This is a genomic window from Acidimicrobiia bacterium (genome assembly GCA_035471805.1).
Classification (GTDB): domain Bacteria; phylum Actinomycetota; class Acidimicrobiia; order Spongiisociales; family JAHEDJ01; genus JAHEDJ01.
The window spans coordinates 1-16,248 of the sequence record DATIPS010000012.1 but is presented as its reverse complement, the minus strand read 5'-3'; the positions used below and the strand labels follow the sequence as shown (position 1 = coordinate 16,248).

Here is a 16,248-nt window from a genome sequence, read left to right as displayed (position 1 = left end):
GAAACGATCGCCCGCATCGCCGCGTTCGACAACATTGTGGGGATGAAGGACTCCGGAGGCAACCCGGCCCGCAAGGCTCAGATCATCGAGGCAACCCACGACGAGTTCCTGGTCTACGCCGGCTCATCGCGGGCCATCTCCCTCTCCATCGCCGCCGGTGCCTACGGATCGATCACCGCATCCGGCAACTACGCCCCGGAACTAGTGCAGGGTCTCGTTCGCAAGGCTCGGCGCTCGGCGACGTCGGCCACTGAGGCCCAGGCGCAGCTGACCAAGCTGAGCCGCTCCATCGAGGAGTACGGGATACCGGGTGTGAAAGCGGCCGCCGAGGCCACAGGACTCCAGCCAGGTCTGCCCCGTAGGCCCCTCAAGAAGCTGCCGAAGCGAACGGTCAATGCGCTTCACAAGGCGATGGGTTTCTAAGAGGCGCTACCAAACTCGTTTTCGCGCGACATTCGGAACCTATGGGGTCGAAATGTCGCGCGAAAACGGTGTTGGGTGTGTTCCTAGTCGAGGAACCTGAACAGCGTTCCGCCTATGTAGCGGTCGCCCGGTTCGAGGCCGGTCAGTTCGAATCGGTCGATGCCGGGCGCTGCTCCGGTGTGGTGTTCGACACCGATGCGAGCTCCTCCCGGCCAGACCACCCGGCACTCGTCTGCACACTCAGGGTCGGGGGAACCGCCGAGCACCTCTATGAAGAACCTCTGGGTTTCCTCGGGCTCCGCCGTATTCAAGACCACACGTTCGAGGACCGCCGCACGGGGAGCGTGAAACGGAGGCTCCGGCCACCAGCGCTTCATGGCGTGCGGACGCCCGGCACGCGAGTCGGCGATCAACTCGGCCATCGGGGGGTTGACGCCGGGCTGGGCTATCTGCACAACCGTTCCGTGAGCCTCCCTCGGGCTCAGGAACGCTTCGCGCCAGATCTCGTTGTCCAGGTTCACGTTGAGCGGGTGATATCCGAGCCTTTCGAGCCGGTCGAGCTCATAGACGATGTCGTCGACCTTGAACGTCATGTGGTGCGGACCCTGCTGATGGCGATCGAGGAACCTCACGAGGAAGTCGTCCATGTGCACGTTGAAAGGCTCCAACAGCTCGACCGTCATTCCCCGCTCGGCATCGCCGAGCCGGACCTGCATGGCACGGAACCCGACCACCTCTCCCCCGCGGATCGGAGTGCCGCCGAGGTCGCCGACGAGGGCGAACAGGGTATCGGTCACATCATGCAGGCCGATTGCAACGTGGTCGAGGTCGAAAGACATGAGGGAGAGGATAGGTGTGTTGCGGTCAGCCTCAGGCAGCGGAGAACGCGATTCGCGATTCGCTTCCCCCCTCGAGCCCGACCTTTCGGGTCGGGCCCACTCCCCCCGCAATAGCGGGGGGAGAATGCTGCCGGCCGGACGTCGACTACATCCGGTCGATCATCGCCTGACCGAACTCCGAGGTTCTCACCTCGGTGGCGCCGTCCATCAGGCGGGCGAAGTCGTAGGTGACGATCTTCTCTGCGATCGCCCCCTCGAGGCCCTTGACGATCAGATCCGAAACCTCGGGCCATCCCATGTAGCGGAACATGAGCTCACCCGAGAGAATCACCGACCCGGGATTGACCTTGTCCATGCCTGCATACTTGGGTGCAGTCCCGTGGGTGGCTTCGAACACCGCGACGCCGGTCTCGTAGTTGATGTTGCCTCCCGGGGCGATCCCGATGCCACCCACCTGGGCGGCCAGCGCGTCGGAGATGTAGTCGCCGTTGAGGTTCATAGTCGCCAGAACCTCATACTCGGCCGGACGGGTGAGAACCTGCTGCAACATGGCGTCGGCGATCACGTCCTTGACCAGCACCTGATCGCCCGGGTTGCCGCCGCAGTCGTCCCAGCCGATCGCCCGGCCCTCGAACTCGTCGCGGGTCAGCTCGTAACCCCAGCTGCGGAAGGCGCCCTCGGTGAACTTCATGATGTTGCCCTTGTGGACCAGGGTCACCGACTTGCGCCCGTTGGCGATGGCGTACTTGATCGCAGCGCGGATGAGGCGCTTCGACCCCGTCTCGGAAACCGGCTTGATACCGAGCCCGCTGTCCGGGCGGATATCCCAGCCGTAGGAGTCGCGCAGGAACGCGAGCAGCTTGACCGCTTCATCGCTGAAGGCTTCGAGTTCCTTGCCGGCATACACGTCCTCGGTGTTCTCACGGAAGATCACCATGTCGACCAGCTCCGGATGCTTCACCGGCGACGGCACACCGTTGAACCAGCGCACCGGACGCAGACAGACGTACAGGTCCATGATCTGCCGCAAGGCGACGTTGAGGCTGCGTATCCCTCCGCCGACCGGAGTGGTCAACGGTCCTTTGATCCCGACCAGGTAATCCTGAAATGCTTCAACGGTCTCATCGGGCAGCCACTCGCCGGTTTCGTTGTAGGCCTTCTCTCCGGCCAGGACCTCTTTCCAGGCAACCTTGCGCTCGCCGCCGTAGGCCTTCTCGACGGCGGCGTCGAAGACGGCTTGCGAAGCTGCCCAGATATCTGGTCCGATTCCGTCACCCTCGATGAAAGGCAGAATGGGGTCGTTGGGGACTACGAGTCCTTCAGGTCCCATGGTGATGGCAGTCGCCATGGCATATCTCCTCTATTTCGGTGATTGAAGGGTAGCTGAGCCGTACCCGGCCCTTCATGGGGCCGAAGGACCCGAAAGGGTCGCGGTTATCTCGTCGCGGGTTGCGAGCCGCGCAACGGACAGTTTCCCTACTCGCGACCCGCGACTCGCGACTCGCGACTACCCGAGAGAGGCCTCGGCGGCTCGCACCGTGTTGTGCATGAGCATGGCGATGGTCATCGGTCCGACGCCCTTGGGCACCGGTGTGATCGCGCCTGCGATGCCCTGGAGGGCGTCGAAGTCGGCGTCACCTACCAGTCCCTCTTCGGTTCGGTTGATGCCTACATCTATGACCGTGGCGCCTTGTCTGACATAGTCCGGCCCGACCAACCTGGGGACACCGACCGCGGCGACCACTATGTCCGCCCGGCGGGCCAGCGCGGCGAGATCGGGCGTGCGGGAGTGAGCCATGGTCACCGTGGCATCGACGCCCTTCTGGTTCATCAGCATCGCAAGCGGACGTCCGACGAGGAACGACCGGCCGATGACGATGACGTTCTTGCCGGACACTCCGATACCGTAGTGATCCAGGATTCTCATCACACCGGTCGGCGTGCAGGGCGTCAGGCCGGGTTGGCCGAGGATGAGCATGCCGAGGTTGCTCGGATGCAGACCGTCGGCATCTTTGGAAGGATCGATGAGTTTCACCGCCCTCTCGCCGTCGAGTCCGTCGGGAAGGGGCAGCTGGAGGAGGATGCCGTCGACGGCCGGATCGTCGTTCAGTTGGCGAATCAGCCCGTCGATCTCGGCTTGCGGCGTGTCGGCGGCCAGCTGGTGATGGATCGAGGTGATGCCGAGCTTCTCGGCCGTGCGGCGCTTGTTGCGGACGTAGACCTCCGAAGCGGGATCCTCGCCGACCAGCACCGTCGCCAGGCCGACTCCTTTGCCTCGCGCTCCGAGTTCGGCGACGCGCTCGGCCACCTCCTCCTTGACGGCGGCCGCCACGACCGTGCCGCTCAGCAGTTGCGTTTCGATCATCTTGACTCTTCTTTCGATATGCACATGTGGGCGATGTTCCTCGTGGATTGGTCCGGCGATCGGTGATTGGCAACCGGTCCCCGGTCGGTCAGTGTCTGAAGTGGCGGCGGCCGGTGAATACCAGTGCCAGACCGAATCGATCGGCCACCGCGATCACTTCTGAGTCTCCTTTCGATCCGCCCGGTTCGACAACGGCAGACACACCGGCGGCCGCCAGCGCTTCGACCCCATCGGCGAACGGGAAGAAGGCGTCGCTGGCGGCGACCGCGCCTGCGGCCCGGTCGCCGGCCTGGCGAATCGCCCTCTCTGAGGCGCCGACCCTGCTCTGGTCGCCGGCGCCGATACCGACTGCCTGCCCTTCCCGGGCGATGACGATCGCGTTCGACTTGGTGTGGGCGGCGACCCGCCAGGCAAACCGGAGATCCCGCATCTCCTCCGGGGAAGGCCGGCGGGCAGACACGACGGACCACTCGCCGTCGATCGTGACCGTGTCCCACTCCTGACCGACGAAGCCGCCGTCGAGCCTTCGCAAGTCGAATCCCGGCCGTCCGGGTGGCGGCGCAGCGATGATCCGCAGGCCGGACTTCGAGGCGAGCGGTCCCACGTCTTCGACGGATGGGGCGACCACCACCTCGATATACCCTGCGGCAGCCATCGCCTCGGCCGTTGCCGGGTCGAGAGGACGGTTTAGCGCGATCACGCTGCCGAAGGCGGACAGGGGGTCGGCATCCCATGCCAGCCGGAAGGCCGTCTCGAGCTCGGCGGCGATCGCAACCCCGCACGCGTTCGTGTGCTTCACGACCACACAGGCCGGGTCCTCGAACTCTTGAACATGACGCCATGCCGCGTCGGCGTCGACGTAGTTGTTGAAGGACATCGCCTTGCCCTGCAGCTGCTCGGAATCTTCCCACCACGCCCTCTCGCCGACCGTTCGAAACGCAGCCCCCGGTTGATGCGGGTTCTCCCCGTACCGCAGTTCGGCCGTGCGCTCCAGAGGCAGCACGATCCGCTCCGGCAGCCCGTCATCGGTCCGTTCGAACCAGCCGACGATGGCGGCGTCGTAGGCTGCCGTACGGAAGAAGGCTTCTCTCGCCAGCCGCCGCCGCAGCGGATGGTCGAGCCCACCCGCCTCCACGGCGGCCGCCACTTCACCGTACTGGTCCGGCGATGTGACGATGCCGACCCACGCGTGGTTCTTGGCTGCGGCGCGCACCAGCGTCGGCCCACCGATATCGATCTCCTCGATGGCATCAGCCTCGGTCGCTTCGGAACGGGCAACCGTCTTCTCGAACGGGTAGAGATTGGACACCACCAGCTCGAAAGGAAGAATCCCCTGCTCCTCCAGTTCGCGTCTGTGATGCTCTTCGGACAGGTTGGCGAGGATGCCACCATGCACCCGGGGGTGGAGCGTCTTCACCCGGCCGCCGAGGATCTCAGGAGCGCCGGTTACGTCGGAGACCTTCGTGACCGGAAGACCTGCCTCATTGAGAATTCCTGCGGTTCCGCCCGATGACACCAGCTCGACTTCGGCATCGACCAGCCGGCGCGCGAACTCCAGCAGCCCGTGCTTGTTCGAAACCGACAACAACGCGCGCCTGACCGGTATGCGGGTCACAATGTCTCTCCTTCCCAGACGACGGTTCTGCCGTCGACCGACAGCCGCCCGTTGGCGAATGCCTTCACAACTCTTGGATACAACTGATGTTCTTCAACCTGGATACGGGCGTGCAGCGACTCCTCGGTGTCGCCGGCGAACACCGGGACCGCCGTCTGGGCGATGATCGGGCCGTGATCCACGTGCTCGTCCACGAAGTGCACCGTCACGCCGGTCACCTTTACACCGTGGTCGAGAGCGTCCCTCACTCCGTGCGCGCCGGGAAACGAAGGGATGAGCGCCGGATGGATGTTGAGGATCCGGTTCGGGAAGCGATCGACCGCCTCTCCCGAGAGAACGCGCATGAACCCGGCCAGGATCAGGGCTGCGGCACCGGCTTCCTCGGCCGCATCGCAGACCGAGTTGGTGAAGGCAACCCGGTCGGGTGCCTCACTCCACGGCACGATCCTGGTCGGGATCCCCGCCGCGGCCGCACGGTCCAGGCCACGAATCTCCGGACGGTCGGAGATGACGATGACGATGCGAGCACCGAACGACGGATCGGCATCCGCCGCGTCGATGATCGCCTGGAGGTTTGAACCCGAACCAGAGACGAGCACGGCGATTGGTAGCTGCATCTAGGCCGATTGTAGATATCCGCCGGCCCTCGGAAACCGGGCACGGAGCGGGAGGCGACGGGCAGCAGGCAACAGAACCCGGGCGGAGGCGTCCGGCATTTGCCTACCGCCCAAGTACCCGGTCAACCAGCGGCGGCAGAACCGTTCCGGCTCTTTCGTCGAGTTTGACCTTGGCGAGGTGATCGTGCTCTGTGGGGCCGAGGTTGACTATCACCATCGGAATCCCGCGCCGGGCCGGGTCGAGCACGACATCTGCGGCGGGGTATACGCCCAGAGTGCTCCCCACGACGAGAATGGCCTCTGCCGCCGAGGCCATGATCAAGGCGGTCGTCCACTCGCCGGTCGGCAACGACTCGCCGAACATGACGGTGTCGGTCTTCACGATGCCGCCGCAGCGGGGGCAGCGCGGATCGGCCTCCCCTGCCTCCACCCATGCCAGCACCTCTGCCGTCTCCCAGTCCTCCCGGCAGTCGATGCAATGCGAACGGCGCAAGTTTCCGTGCAACTCCGCCACCTGGTCGGCGGGAATGCCCGCCTCCTGATGAAGCCCGTCGATGTTCTGCGTCACGACGCCGCTCAGCTTGCCGGCTCTCCAGAGCTCTGCGATGGCGTCGTGGGCCGGATTCGGCCTGACCTCCGACCGGGCGCCCCACAGTTCGCCCTCGAGGTGCATACGCCATCCGCGCTCGCGCAGCTCCGCATCGGCCAGGTACCGGCCGATCGTGAAGTCGTCCGGATCGACTCTGGACCACAACCCGTCCGGTCCCCGGAAGTCCGGGATCCCGGACTCGGTGGACACGCCGGCCCCGGTGAACACGAGGACGCGCCCGGCGCGCTGGAAGATGTCACATGCCGCGAAGAAGTCGTCGATCACGAAACCAACGTTAGCGATGGACGGACCGGCCTCACCGGCTGAGTGCCTCGTCGCTCTGCTCGTTCCCAAACACCCGGCTCCATAAACTGACGGGCAGGGGAGGGCGGCGTGGATCTTTCCCGCTCCGGCCCGGCCGGGTGCGACGGATCACGGTCGCGCCGGCAGTAACGTATGGATCACCATGGCCCGGGAACCTGTTCCACACATCGAGCACATCGTTGAGCAACTCGAGACCGGGGACGGCAAACCCTCCGGCGGGGCCCTCGCCAATTTCGCACGCGCCTATCTGCGCCGTTTCCCGGACGAATGGTCTGCAGCGCTGCCGCCGGCTGAGATGGCCGCCCAGATCAAGAGGCTGTTCGACTTCGTGGACGCCAGAGGATCTGATCCACTGGCCGTCCGGGTATTCAACCCGACCGCAGACGACTGGGGCTACACCCTTCCCGGCGCCGTGGTCGAGATCGCCGTCAACGACCAACCGTTCCTGATCGACTCCGTCAGCAACGCCATCCAGGCGCAAGGGTTCAACATCGAACGAATCCTCCATCCGGTCATCGGAATCCATCGCGACGGGGATGGCCGGATCACCGAAATCGTGCCGGCCCGCGGGACCGATGCCCGGGAGTCCGTCCAGCACATAGAACTCAACCGTCCCGCCTCCGCCGACGCACTGGAGGAACTCGAAGAGGCCGTGCTGCGTGCCCTGCAGGACACCGTGGCGGCGGTGCGTGATTTCGAACCCATGCAGCAAGCCGTCCGCGAAATGGCACGCCTCGTGGCCGAAGGTTCGGCCAGATACGGGGACGATGAAGTCGAAGATGCCCGCCGGTTCCTCGAGTGGTTGCTCGACTTCAACTTCGTGTTTCTCGGATATCGCGAGTACAAGATCATCGAGCAGCCGGAAGGCCCGGCGCTGGAGATCGTCGCAGGTTCGGGACTGGGAATCCTCGCCGACGATTCGAAGACCGGCTACCGGACACCCGTGGCCCTGGCGGACATGCCGGAGAATCTGCGTGCCAGACATCTCGACGGTGAACTGTTGGTCATAACCAAGACCAACAGCAGATCGACCGTTCACAGGTCGGATCGAATGGACTACATCGGGCTCCGCCGTGTGAACCAGTTCGGCGAGATAGTCGGAGAAGCGAGGTTGCTGGGCCTCTTCACATCGCGCGCCTACATGGCACCTGCTTCTTCGATTCCGATTCTGCAGCGGAAACTCAGGCAAATCATCGAGGCAGAAGACCTGATCGAGGGTTCGCACGACTACAAGCAAGTCGTTCAGATTTTCGAGTCGTTCCCCAAGGAAGAGTTGTTCTCGACTCCCACCGACGAAATCGGCCTGAGCCTCATCGGGCTGCTCAACATCGAAGAACAACGCCACATCCGCCTGTTCGTGAGACCCGACCTCTTTGCCAGAAGCGTCTCGGTTCTGGTGGCCCTGCCGCGCGACCACTTCTCCGCCAGGGTCCGACAGAAGCTCGAGAGCATGTTCCTGGAGAAGTTCGGCGGAACTTCTTCAGATTTCCGCCTCTCACTCGGCGAGACCGGCAACGCCCGGATTCACTTCACGATCTGGGTCGCCGACGGGACTATCCCCGAGGTCTCCTTCGCCGAACTGGAAGAGGAAGTCATCGCCCTGGCCCGCAGATGGGAGGATCGGCTCGGCGAGTATCTGAACGACCTGCACGGACCGGAGCGCGGCCTTCAACTGGCAGAGACCTGGGCATCGCGCTTTCCCGAGTATTACCGGACGTCGGTTCCTCTCGAGATCTCGGTCGGGGACGTGGTCAAACTCGACGAGCTGATCACATCGGGCGCGCCGGTGGTGATCGGACTGCAGAACGAGACTGATCCGGGCGAGCAGCTCACCCGATTGGCGGTGTATCGCAAGGCCGGGAAGATGCAGCTCTCCTCGATCATGCCGGTGCTCGAGGCGCTCGGGCTGCGAGTGGTGGAGGAGGTTCCCACCCGCATTGCAGACGGCGAGGGCTCCGCCTTCATCCACGACTTCGGCGTTCTGGACAAGGACGGCAGGCAACTGAACATCGGCGCGTGCGCGGGCAGGATCAGTGAAGCAATCGAGGCCATCCTCGGCGGAGAGGCCGAATCAGACTCGTTGAACCGGCTGATCGTTTCATCGTCCCTCTCGCATGCTGAGGTCGGGATCCTCCGCACCTACCGGGCGTACTGGCGGCGCGTCAGCCCCACCTTCACGATGCGGTACATCAACGACACCTTCGCCGCTCATCCCGGTCTGGCGGAACATCTGGTCCGGCTGTTCGATGCCCGTTTCAATCCGGAAGCAGACGCCGGCCTCGAACCGGAGTTGATCGAGGAGATCACCGGCGAGTTGGACGCCCTCGAATCTCTCGAGGAGGATCGCATCCTGCGCGGGTTCCTCGCCTTGATACTGGCAACCGTCCGAACCAACGCATACCGCTCCGACAGGCAGTCCCTCAGCTTCAAGTTCGACTCGGCCCGGGTACCGGATATGCCCCTGCCCCACCCCAAATACGAGATCTTCGTGTATGCCCCGGAAGTCGAAGCGATCCATCTGCGGGGCGGGATGGTCGCCCGCGGCGGATTGAGATGGTCCGATCGCCGTGAGGAATACCGCACCGAGGTCCTCGGGCTGATGAAAGCCCAGATGACCAAGAATGCCATCATCGTGCCGACCGGCTCCAAGGGTGGTTTCGTCCTCCGCCGACCACCTTCGAACAGGGCCAAGCTGGCAAGTGCGGTGGAGACGGCCTACAGCGTCTTCATCAGGGGGATGCTGGATATCACCGACAACATCGTCGGGGGGGAGGTCGTCCATCCGGCCGATGTGCGCGTCCACGACGGCAACGACCCCTACCTGGTGGTCGCGGCCGACAAGGGCACCGCCAGACTATCCGATACCGCCAACAGGATCGCGGCCGAGTACGGATACTGGCTGGGCGACGCCTTCGCCTCGGGCGGATCCGCCGGGTACGACCACAAGGCCCTCGGTATCACCGCCAAAGGCGCCTGGGAGTCGGTCAAGTACCACTTCCGGGAGGACGGCATCGATGTTCAAAAGGATCCGATAACAGTCGTGGGTGTCGGTGACATGTCGGGTGACGTGTTCGGGAACGGGATGCTCATGTCGAGGAGCCTGAAGCTCGTAGCCGCATTCGACCACCGTCACATCTTCATCGACCCCAACCCCGATGCCGAAGCCTCCTTCGCGGAGCGGGAACGAATGTTCGCGCTGCCCGTTTCCTCATGGGGCGACTACGACCCGGCCGTGCTGTCGAAGGGTGGGGGCATCTATCCACGCTCCGTCAAGAAGATCGATCTCTCGCCGGAGGCGCGAGAGGTACTCGGAACGGATGGCGCCGCTTTCACTCCCAACGAACTGATCAATACCATTCTCAAGGCGCCGGTCGACCTGTTGTGGAACGGCGGAATAGGCACCTACGTGAAGGCTAAGTCCGAGTCGCACGCGGAAGTGGGCGATCGGCCCAACGACCCGGTCAGGGTGGACGGACAGGATCTTCGCTGCAAGGTGGTTGCCGAGGGAGGGAACCTCGGGTTGACGCAGCGAGGCCGGATCGAGTTCGCGGCCAAAGGGAAGATCAACACAGATTTCATCGACAACGCCGGCGGCGTGCATTGCTCCGACCGGGAAGTGAACCTGAAGGTGCTTCTGAGCCTGGCCGAGGAAAGAGGTGAACTGACCCGTGACGAGCGGAACGATCTCGTTGGCTCGCTGGCGGGCGACGTGGTCGACGCCGTTCTCTACGAGAACTTCCTGCAGGCACAGATCCTCTCTCAAGAGGTAGCGCAATCGCCGAAGCAGATCGAAGCCTATGAAGATCTGATGGTGATGCTCGAGAGCGCCGGGATACTCGACCGCGCCATCGAGGCGGTTCCCACCGCGGAAGAGCTCAGCGACAGGGGGGCACAGCAGCTCGGATTGACGAGGCCGGAACTCTCGGTGCTGCTCGCATATTCGAAACGGAGCCTCGCCGACGCGCTGATGGCGACCGGACTGCCGGACGAACGTCACTTCACGGAGGATCTGCACGGCTACTTCCCTCGGGCGATTCGGGAGAGATTCGGAAATCTGATCGAGCATCACCCGCTCAAACGCGAGCTGGTCGCCACGATTCTCGCCAATCAGGTCATCGATTCTGAAGGGATCACGTTCGTCACCCGGCTGATGAACGAAACCGGGTCGACCGCCGCCGACATCGTCCGGGCGTTTCGCATCACTCGCGAAGTGTCGGGCGCCGCGGACCGCTGGAGAGCGGTGGAGCAGTTGCATGCCGGGGTGGACGTCAATATGCAGCAGGAGCTTCTCTTCGGTGTCGACGAACTTGTAGAGGGGCTCACACGTTGGTATCTGACCCGGCCTCGCAATGAGGACCTCGCCGAAACGGTCGCAGAGACCAAGAAAGCGTTCGCCGATCTGGCCAAAGCGATATCCACGGTCGGGCCCGTTCTCTGGAGCAGGGAGAGGGAGAACGCCGTCGTCGAGTTGATAGAACTGGGCGTTCCCAATGACATCGCCCGACGCCACGTGTTCCAGAAGGAACTGATCCACGGGCCGGACATCATCGAACTCGCCCGCGACACCGGCTATCCGCTGCTCGATGTGGCACGTGTGTTCTTCCTGCTGGGTCAGGTTTTCGAGATCGACTGGCTCGAGGCGGAGGTGGCGAAACTGCCCGCCACGACTCGCTGGCAACGTTGGGCGACCCAGACTCTCGACGATGACCTCATCAGGCTCCGCCGCGACCTGGCAAGTTCGGTGTTGCTATCCGTCAAGCCGGCCGGCCCCGACGAAATGGTGGCGAGCTATCTCCACGAGCATGACGACGGCCTGGTTCGCTTGCGGCACCTGATCGCCAAGCTGGCTGTCGAAGGTGTGTCCGACGCGGCTATGGCAGTGGTTGCCATCCGGCAGGTGCGCGCCTTCGTCGGAACCACTTGACAAATACCACTCTAAGCGCGAGAGTAACCACACGGGGCGGCTAGAGCTGAGGTTGTGTGATGCGATTTCGTGGCCGCCTTCGAGCGCCCGAGGACAACGGTCCCGGGCTACCTGTTGCTGTGATCCTGAACGACTACGGCCTGACCATCGAAGCAGATGGTGACGAGGTAGGCAGTTGGAACCTGTCCGAGGTCTCGGCCAGCCGCACCTCCAGCGACCAGTTCGCGATGTCCTTCGGCCGCGAAGACATGATCTTCGAAGCCGATGACATCCTGGCCTTCTCCTACGAGGCCCTCCCCCACATAGACGGCCGCCGCACCCGGACCGGGGTGCTGACCAAGATTCGCACGGCGTTCGTGGCTCCGGAGGCCCCCGCCCCGGTGAGCAGCATCGACCTGCGCGACAATCGCCGCCTCGAAGTCGTCGCCACCCAGCCATCCGCCGAACCGGTGACGCAGGCGGCTCCGGCCCAACCCGACCACTGCCGCGGTACCCGCCGTGACGGGAAACCATGCCGATCGGGCATCGTTCGCGATTCGGGCTACTGCTCGTCGCACGACCCGAACCGCCCCCAACCAAGACCCCGCACGGTTCCGGTTCAGGATCCTGCTCTGGCTGCCGTCTTTCGCCGCCTCGAGAAGGCGGTCGGCGACGTGCGTTCCGGGCGCATGGAACCCGACGCCGCCGTGGCCCTGGCCACTCTTGCCAGGGCAATGTGCACCATCATCGATGCCGATGATGCAATGCAGACACAGCAGAGCAACGAGACCGCCTATCTGCGGAGGGCGACATGAGAGGCATCCACCGCAAACGGTTCCGGGGACGCATCGCCACGATCGAGCGCCCCGACCTCGAGCTCGATGTCGAACTCTGGATCGAGGAACGGGACTTCACAATCGCCCGCAAGGACAAACCCCTCGGTTCCTGGCCGATCGAACTGGTTGCGATCGACCGGGTGGGAAGCGCACGGTTTGTCATAACGCTGGACGGTGAGCCCTCGGCATTCGTTGCCCGCGACCCGATTGCATTCTCCTATGAGGGGTTGAAGGCGATCTCCACCGCCAAGGAGAAAGCGGGGAGACGCCGTCTCCGGCGGCGCAAGAGTCCCGTTCCCTCATTGCAGGCGATTCTCGTCGCGAGAGTCCAGGGCCTCGCGCGGCCCGACGAACCCTCCGCCGAAACGTGGAAGGAACCCCCGGCACCTGCCGCTGCGCCGCCGCCCCCGACCCGGGCCCGGCCGGCAACCGTCACCAGGACGCCTCCGAGCACCCGCCCCGCGGCAGTCGCCGGGCAGGCCACCGTTGCGGAGAAGAGAGATCCGTACGAACCAGTTCAAGGAATCGTCGCCGAGCCGGAACCGGTCGAACCCGTAGAGGTCGCCCAGGGAGCACGCCGCAATCCGGGAGTCTTCGACAGGGTGCGAAACGCTCGCAGCGGCATCGTTCACGAACACGTGTACACGGAACGCTCGGGCTCGGCCGGCCTGACCCGACGCGTCTGCAACGAGTGCGGCCACGTGTCGATCGACATCAGCGAGTAGCTCGTCGCGAGTTGCGAGACTTGTCCAGGTTCGCGTTTCCTCCCCCGCTCGACCGTCTGACTCTTTGACCCGGCATGATGATGCTGGGGGCCAGAGGGAAACTCGCGACTCGCGACCCGCGACCCGCGACTCGCGACCCGCGACCCGCGACTAGATCACTTTGTCGTCTTTGCCTGCGAACTGGCGGAGGATCTCCGTCTGGCCCGTGTGGTAGGTGTCGTGGAAGTAGGCGAACCGCAGGCGGGATGCCAGCGAAACCGGCTTGTCGCCGCTGAGGGTCTCGACTGCGAGTTGCTGCTCGGTCAGGTCGCCGACCGCCTGCTCTATCCGCCGCTGGGTTTCGGCCAGAGCCTGCAGGAGATCCGGGAACGGCAGGACTCCCGGCCCGTCGCCGAGGATCGGATCAGATTCGCGGCGATAACGTCCTTCGGTGTCCGCCGACCAAACGGGCGTGCCGCCGACGAATGTGAGCGCATCGTCGCGTCCTGTTATGAGATGGCCGACCACCCAGTTGAGGCAGTTCACGTTGTAGGGGGTCTGGATCAGGCTGTCCTGATGGGTCAATCCATCGGACTGCATTTCGACGATGGCGACATTGCGGGCGAATGCACGAACGAACTCTGCCGGACCAAACACGGTTCCCTCCTCGATCGTCTTCCAAAGTAGCACGGAGAGTGACGTCTTTCCGGCTGAGGCCGGTAAGGTTCCAACCATGATCCAGCGGACCTTGGTGCCGATTGCCCTGACCGTCGCACTGATCGGCGCGGCTTGCTCGGGAAGCGAAGAAGCACTAGATCCCGACGCCGTGATCGCCTCGTCGATCGAACGGATGGGAGATGTGGAGAGTGTGGTCTTCTTCCTCGAAAGAACCGGCGCCGCAGTGTTCATCGACGAGGACGGGCTGATCGAGTTCACCTCGGCGGAAGGACGATTCGCGGCGCCGGAGTCCACCGAGGCTCTCCTGACGGTGAGGGCCGTCGGCATTCCGACACAGATTGGAGCAGTCCAGATCGGTGGAGAGACCTGGATGACCAACCCGCTCACCGGGTCCTGGGGGGACGCACCGGCCGGGTTCACCCTCGACGTCGGCAAGCTGTTCGGCCGGACGGAGGGTTGGTCTGCGCTGCTGGCGGGCGGGTTGACCAACCTGCAGTTCGTCGCCGAAGAGGAATCGAGCGGTGAGCTGCTCGCCCGCTTCAGCATCACGGCTCCGGCCGACCGCATCGAGCAAATCACAGGCGGAATGGTGCGCGGTCAGGCGGTCGACGGCGATCTGTGGATTCAACCCGCCACCGGCGAGATCCGGGCACTCGCCTTCAACACCGATATGGCCGGCGGTGTGGCCACCTGGAGTCTCCGCATGACCGACTACGGGACAGAGGTCGACATCACCGTGCCGGATCTCAATGGCTGAAAGACGGCCGAAGCCGTTCTCCATCCTGGCCGTGGTCGGTTTCGGGATCTTCATTGCCGCCGACGACCTGACCGTCGTTTCAACGATGCTCCGCCCGATCATCGGCGACCTGGGCATCATCCTCCCCGACGGCCTCGACGACGCCGCCTGGATCGTCAATGCGTACCTGATCGCCTATGTGGCAGTCATGCCTTTCATGGGGCGCCTGAGCGACATAGTCGGCCGCCGGAAGGTCTACGTGTCGGCATTGCTGGTGTTTCTCATCGGTTCGATCTGGGTTCCGTTGACAAACAGCCTTTCAACGTTCCTGGCCGCCCGCGTCATGACGGCACTCGGTGGCGGCGCACTGGTTCCGGTCGGGATGGCCGTCGTGAGCGACGTCTACACGGAACGGCGCAGGGCCAGGGCGCTGGGGACTCTGGGCGCAATCGACACCCTCGGTTGGGTATGGGGCCCTCTCTATGGGGCGATGCTCGTCCGGTTCCTCTCGTGGCGCTGGCAGTTCTGGCTCAACATCCCGCTGACGCTGCTGGGCATCGGGGCGGCATGGTGGGCGTTGAGAGAACACGACCAACCCGTCCGCCGATCCCGCATCGACTGGGCAGGAGCCGGGGCTCTCACCGTGGCGTTGATCTCTCTCGATCTCGCCCTTCTGGACTCGGCGCAGATCCAGAGCGTCACCGGACTGGAGGAACTGACCGGATCGCCCGGCGGCGGCCTGCGCTGGCTGTTCGGGGTGGCAGCCGTCGCCCTCATCGCCTTCGTCGTGATCCAGCGCAGGACGGACGATCCTCTCATCGATTTCCGCGTGTTCCGGGGACGAACGGCGGTGGCGGCCGTGATCATCAACTTCCTGGTCGGAGCGGTCATCGTCATCGCCATGGTCGACGTTCCGCTGTTCGTCAACGTGATCGAGGTCGACGTCGAGCGATCGGCGGTCATCGCAGGCTGGGTGCTCAGCGCTCTGACCGCCTCCATGGCAGTTGCCGCCTACGCGGGCGGGCGACTGGCCGAACGGTACTCGTACCGTCCTCCGATCATCGCCGGGCTGATCGCCGCACTGGCCGGATTCACGCTGATGGGAACCGGATGGACGGCGGACATCACGTACCCGTCGATGGCATGGCAACTGGCACTGCTGGGCGCCGGCTTCGGCCTGATCATCGCGCCAACTGCCGCCGCAGTCGTCGATGCCGCCACTGCAGATCGCAGGGGCACGGCAGCCAGCCTGGTGATGGTCCTGCGTTTGATCGGACTGAGCGTCGGTCTGGCCGGCCTCACCGCCTGGGGCCTCCACCGCTACGGCGAGTTGCGGGGAACGATCGAGTTACCACCACTCAACGACCCGACCTACACCGATGTGCTGGCCTCTGCACAGGCAGACCTCACGACCGCGGCACTGTCGGAGACGTTCCTGGCAGCTGCAGTCGTCGCCGCGGTGGGACTGGTCGTGGGGCTGACGATGAGGGAGCAGTCCGGCAGCAGGTAGCAGGTTCCGGCTGTGCGAACCCGAACCGGCGGCGACGCCGGGACCGCCGGGGCCCGTCTACCCTCCCCCCATGGCGTGGACCCCCGACCAACTGCTGGCCTTTCTGGAG

At 64.4% G+C, this 16,248-nt stretch carries 13 protein-coding genes; 6 read left to right on the top strand and 7 right to left on the bottom strand.

Annotated features, from left to right (window positions below; genetic code table 11):
* Positions 1-423: dihydrodipicolinate synthase family protein (locus tag VLT15_02810; protein ID HSR44148.1), on the top strand; the 423-nt coding region annotated here is incomplete at its 5' end.
* Between the two features lie 83 nt (positions 424-506).
* Here the strand turns inward: VLT15_02810 and VLT15_02805 are convergent.
* The 6 genes from VLT15_02805 to VLT15_02780 all read right to left on the bottom strand — a co-directional run bounded on the left by VLT15_02805 (position 507) and on the right by VLT15_02780 (position 6,733).
* On the bottom strand, positions 507-1,262 hold the full coding sequence (locus tag VLT15_02805; GenBank protein ID HSR44147.1) for a VOC family protein: 756 nt from the start codon (positions 1,260-1,262) through the stop codon (positions 507-509).
* A gap of 145 nt (positions 1,263-1,407) precedes the next feature.
* Positions 1,408-2,610, bottom strand: a complete 1,203-nt coding sequence (gene icd / locus VLT15_02800; protein ID HSR44146.1) for an NADP-dependent isocitrate dehydrogenase — start codon at positions 2,608-2,610, stop codon at positions 1,408-1,410.
* 159 nt (positions 2,611-2,769) lie between these two features.
* Positions 2,770-3,627, bottom strand: coding sequence for a bifunctional methylenetetrahydrofolate dehydrogenase/methenyltetrahydrofolate cyclohydrolase FolD (gene folD / locus VLT15_02795; protein ID HSR44145.1), 858 nt, complete (start codon positions 3,625-3,627; stop codon positions 2,770-2,772).
* Between the two features lie 88 nt (positions 3,628-3,715).
* Entirely contained in the window at positions 3,716-5,242 is a 1,527-nt protein-coding gene (purH, locus tag VLT15_02790) for a bifunctional phosphoribosylaminoimidazolecarboxamide formyltransferase/IMP cyclohydrolase (GenBank protein HSR44144.1), read from the bottom strand.
* On the bottom strand, positions 5,239-5,859 hold the full coding sequence (gene purN, locus VLT15_02785) for a phosphoribosylglycinamide formyltransferase (protein ID HSR44143.1): 621 nt from the start codon (positions 5,857-5,859) through the stop codon (positions 5,239-5,241). The genes purH and purN overlap by 4 nt, the downstream gene beginning before the upstream one ends.
* A 103-nt stretch (positions 5,860-5,962) precedes the next feature.
* On the bottom strand, positions 5,963-6,733 hold the full coding sequence (locus VLT15_02780) for a Sir2 family NAD-dependent protein deacetylase (GenBank protein HSR44142.1): 771 nt from the start codon (positions 6,731-6,733) through the stop codon (positions 5,963-5,965).
* 181 nt (positions 6,734-6,914) lie between these two features.
* Between VLT15_02780 and VLT15_02775 the strand changes: the two genes are divergently transcribed.
* From VLT15_02775 to VLT15_02765, 3 genes are read left to right on the top strand one after another with little or no spacing between them, the layout of a single operon-like run.
* Positions 6,915-11,696, top strand: coding sequence for an NAD-glutamate dehydrogenase (locus tag VLT15_02775; protein HSR44141.1), 4,782 nt, complete (start codon positions 6,915-6,917; stop codon positions 11,694-11,696).
* Between the two features lie 56 nt (positions 11,697-11,752).
* Complete coding sequence (locus VLT15_02770) at positions 11,753-12,490, top strand: hypothetical protein (GenBank protein HSR44140.1); 738 nt, start codon at positions 11,753-11,755, stop codon at positions 12,488-12,490.
* Complete coding sequence (locus VLT15_02765) at positions 12,487-13,236, top strand: hypothetical protein (protein ID HSR44139.1); 750 nt, start codon at positions 12,487-12,489, stop codon at positions 13,234-13,236. The genes VLT15_02770 and VLT15_02765 overlap by 4 nt, the downstream gene beginning before the upstream one ends.
* A 150-nt stretch (positions 13,237-13,386) precedes the next feature.
* Here the strand turns inward: VLT15_02765 and VLT15_02760 are convergent, their stop codons facing one another.
* The gene (locus VLT15_02760) at positions 13,387-13,872 is read right to left on the bottom strand and encodes a DinB family protein (GenBank protein ID HSR44138.1); all 486 of its coding nucleotides are present in this window, start codon (positions 13,870-13,872) and stop codon (positions 13,387-13,389) included.
* A gap of 76 nt (positions 13,873-13,948) precedes the next feature.
* Here VLT15_02760 and VLT15_02755 point away from each other — a divergent pair, with 76 nt between their 5' ends.
* Positions 13,949-14,650, top strand: coding sequence for an LppX_LprAFG lipoprotein (locus VLT15_02755; protein HSR44137.1), 702 nt, complete (start codon positions 13,949-13,951; stop codon positions 14,648-14,650).
* Entirely contained in the window at positions 14,643-16,139 is a 1,497-nt protein-coding gene (locus VLT15_02750; GenBank protein ID HSR44136.1) for an MFS transporter, read from the top strand. The genes VLT15_02755 and VLT15_02750 overlap by 8 nt, the downstream gene beginning before the upstream one ends.
* Positions 16,140-16,248 lie beyond the last annotated feature (109 nt).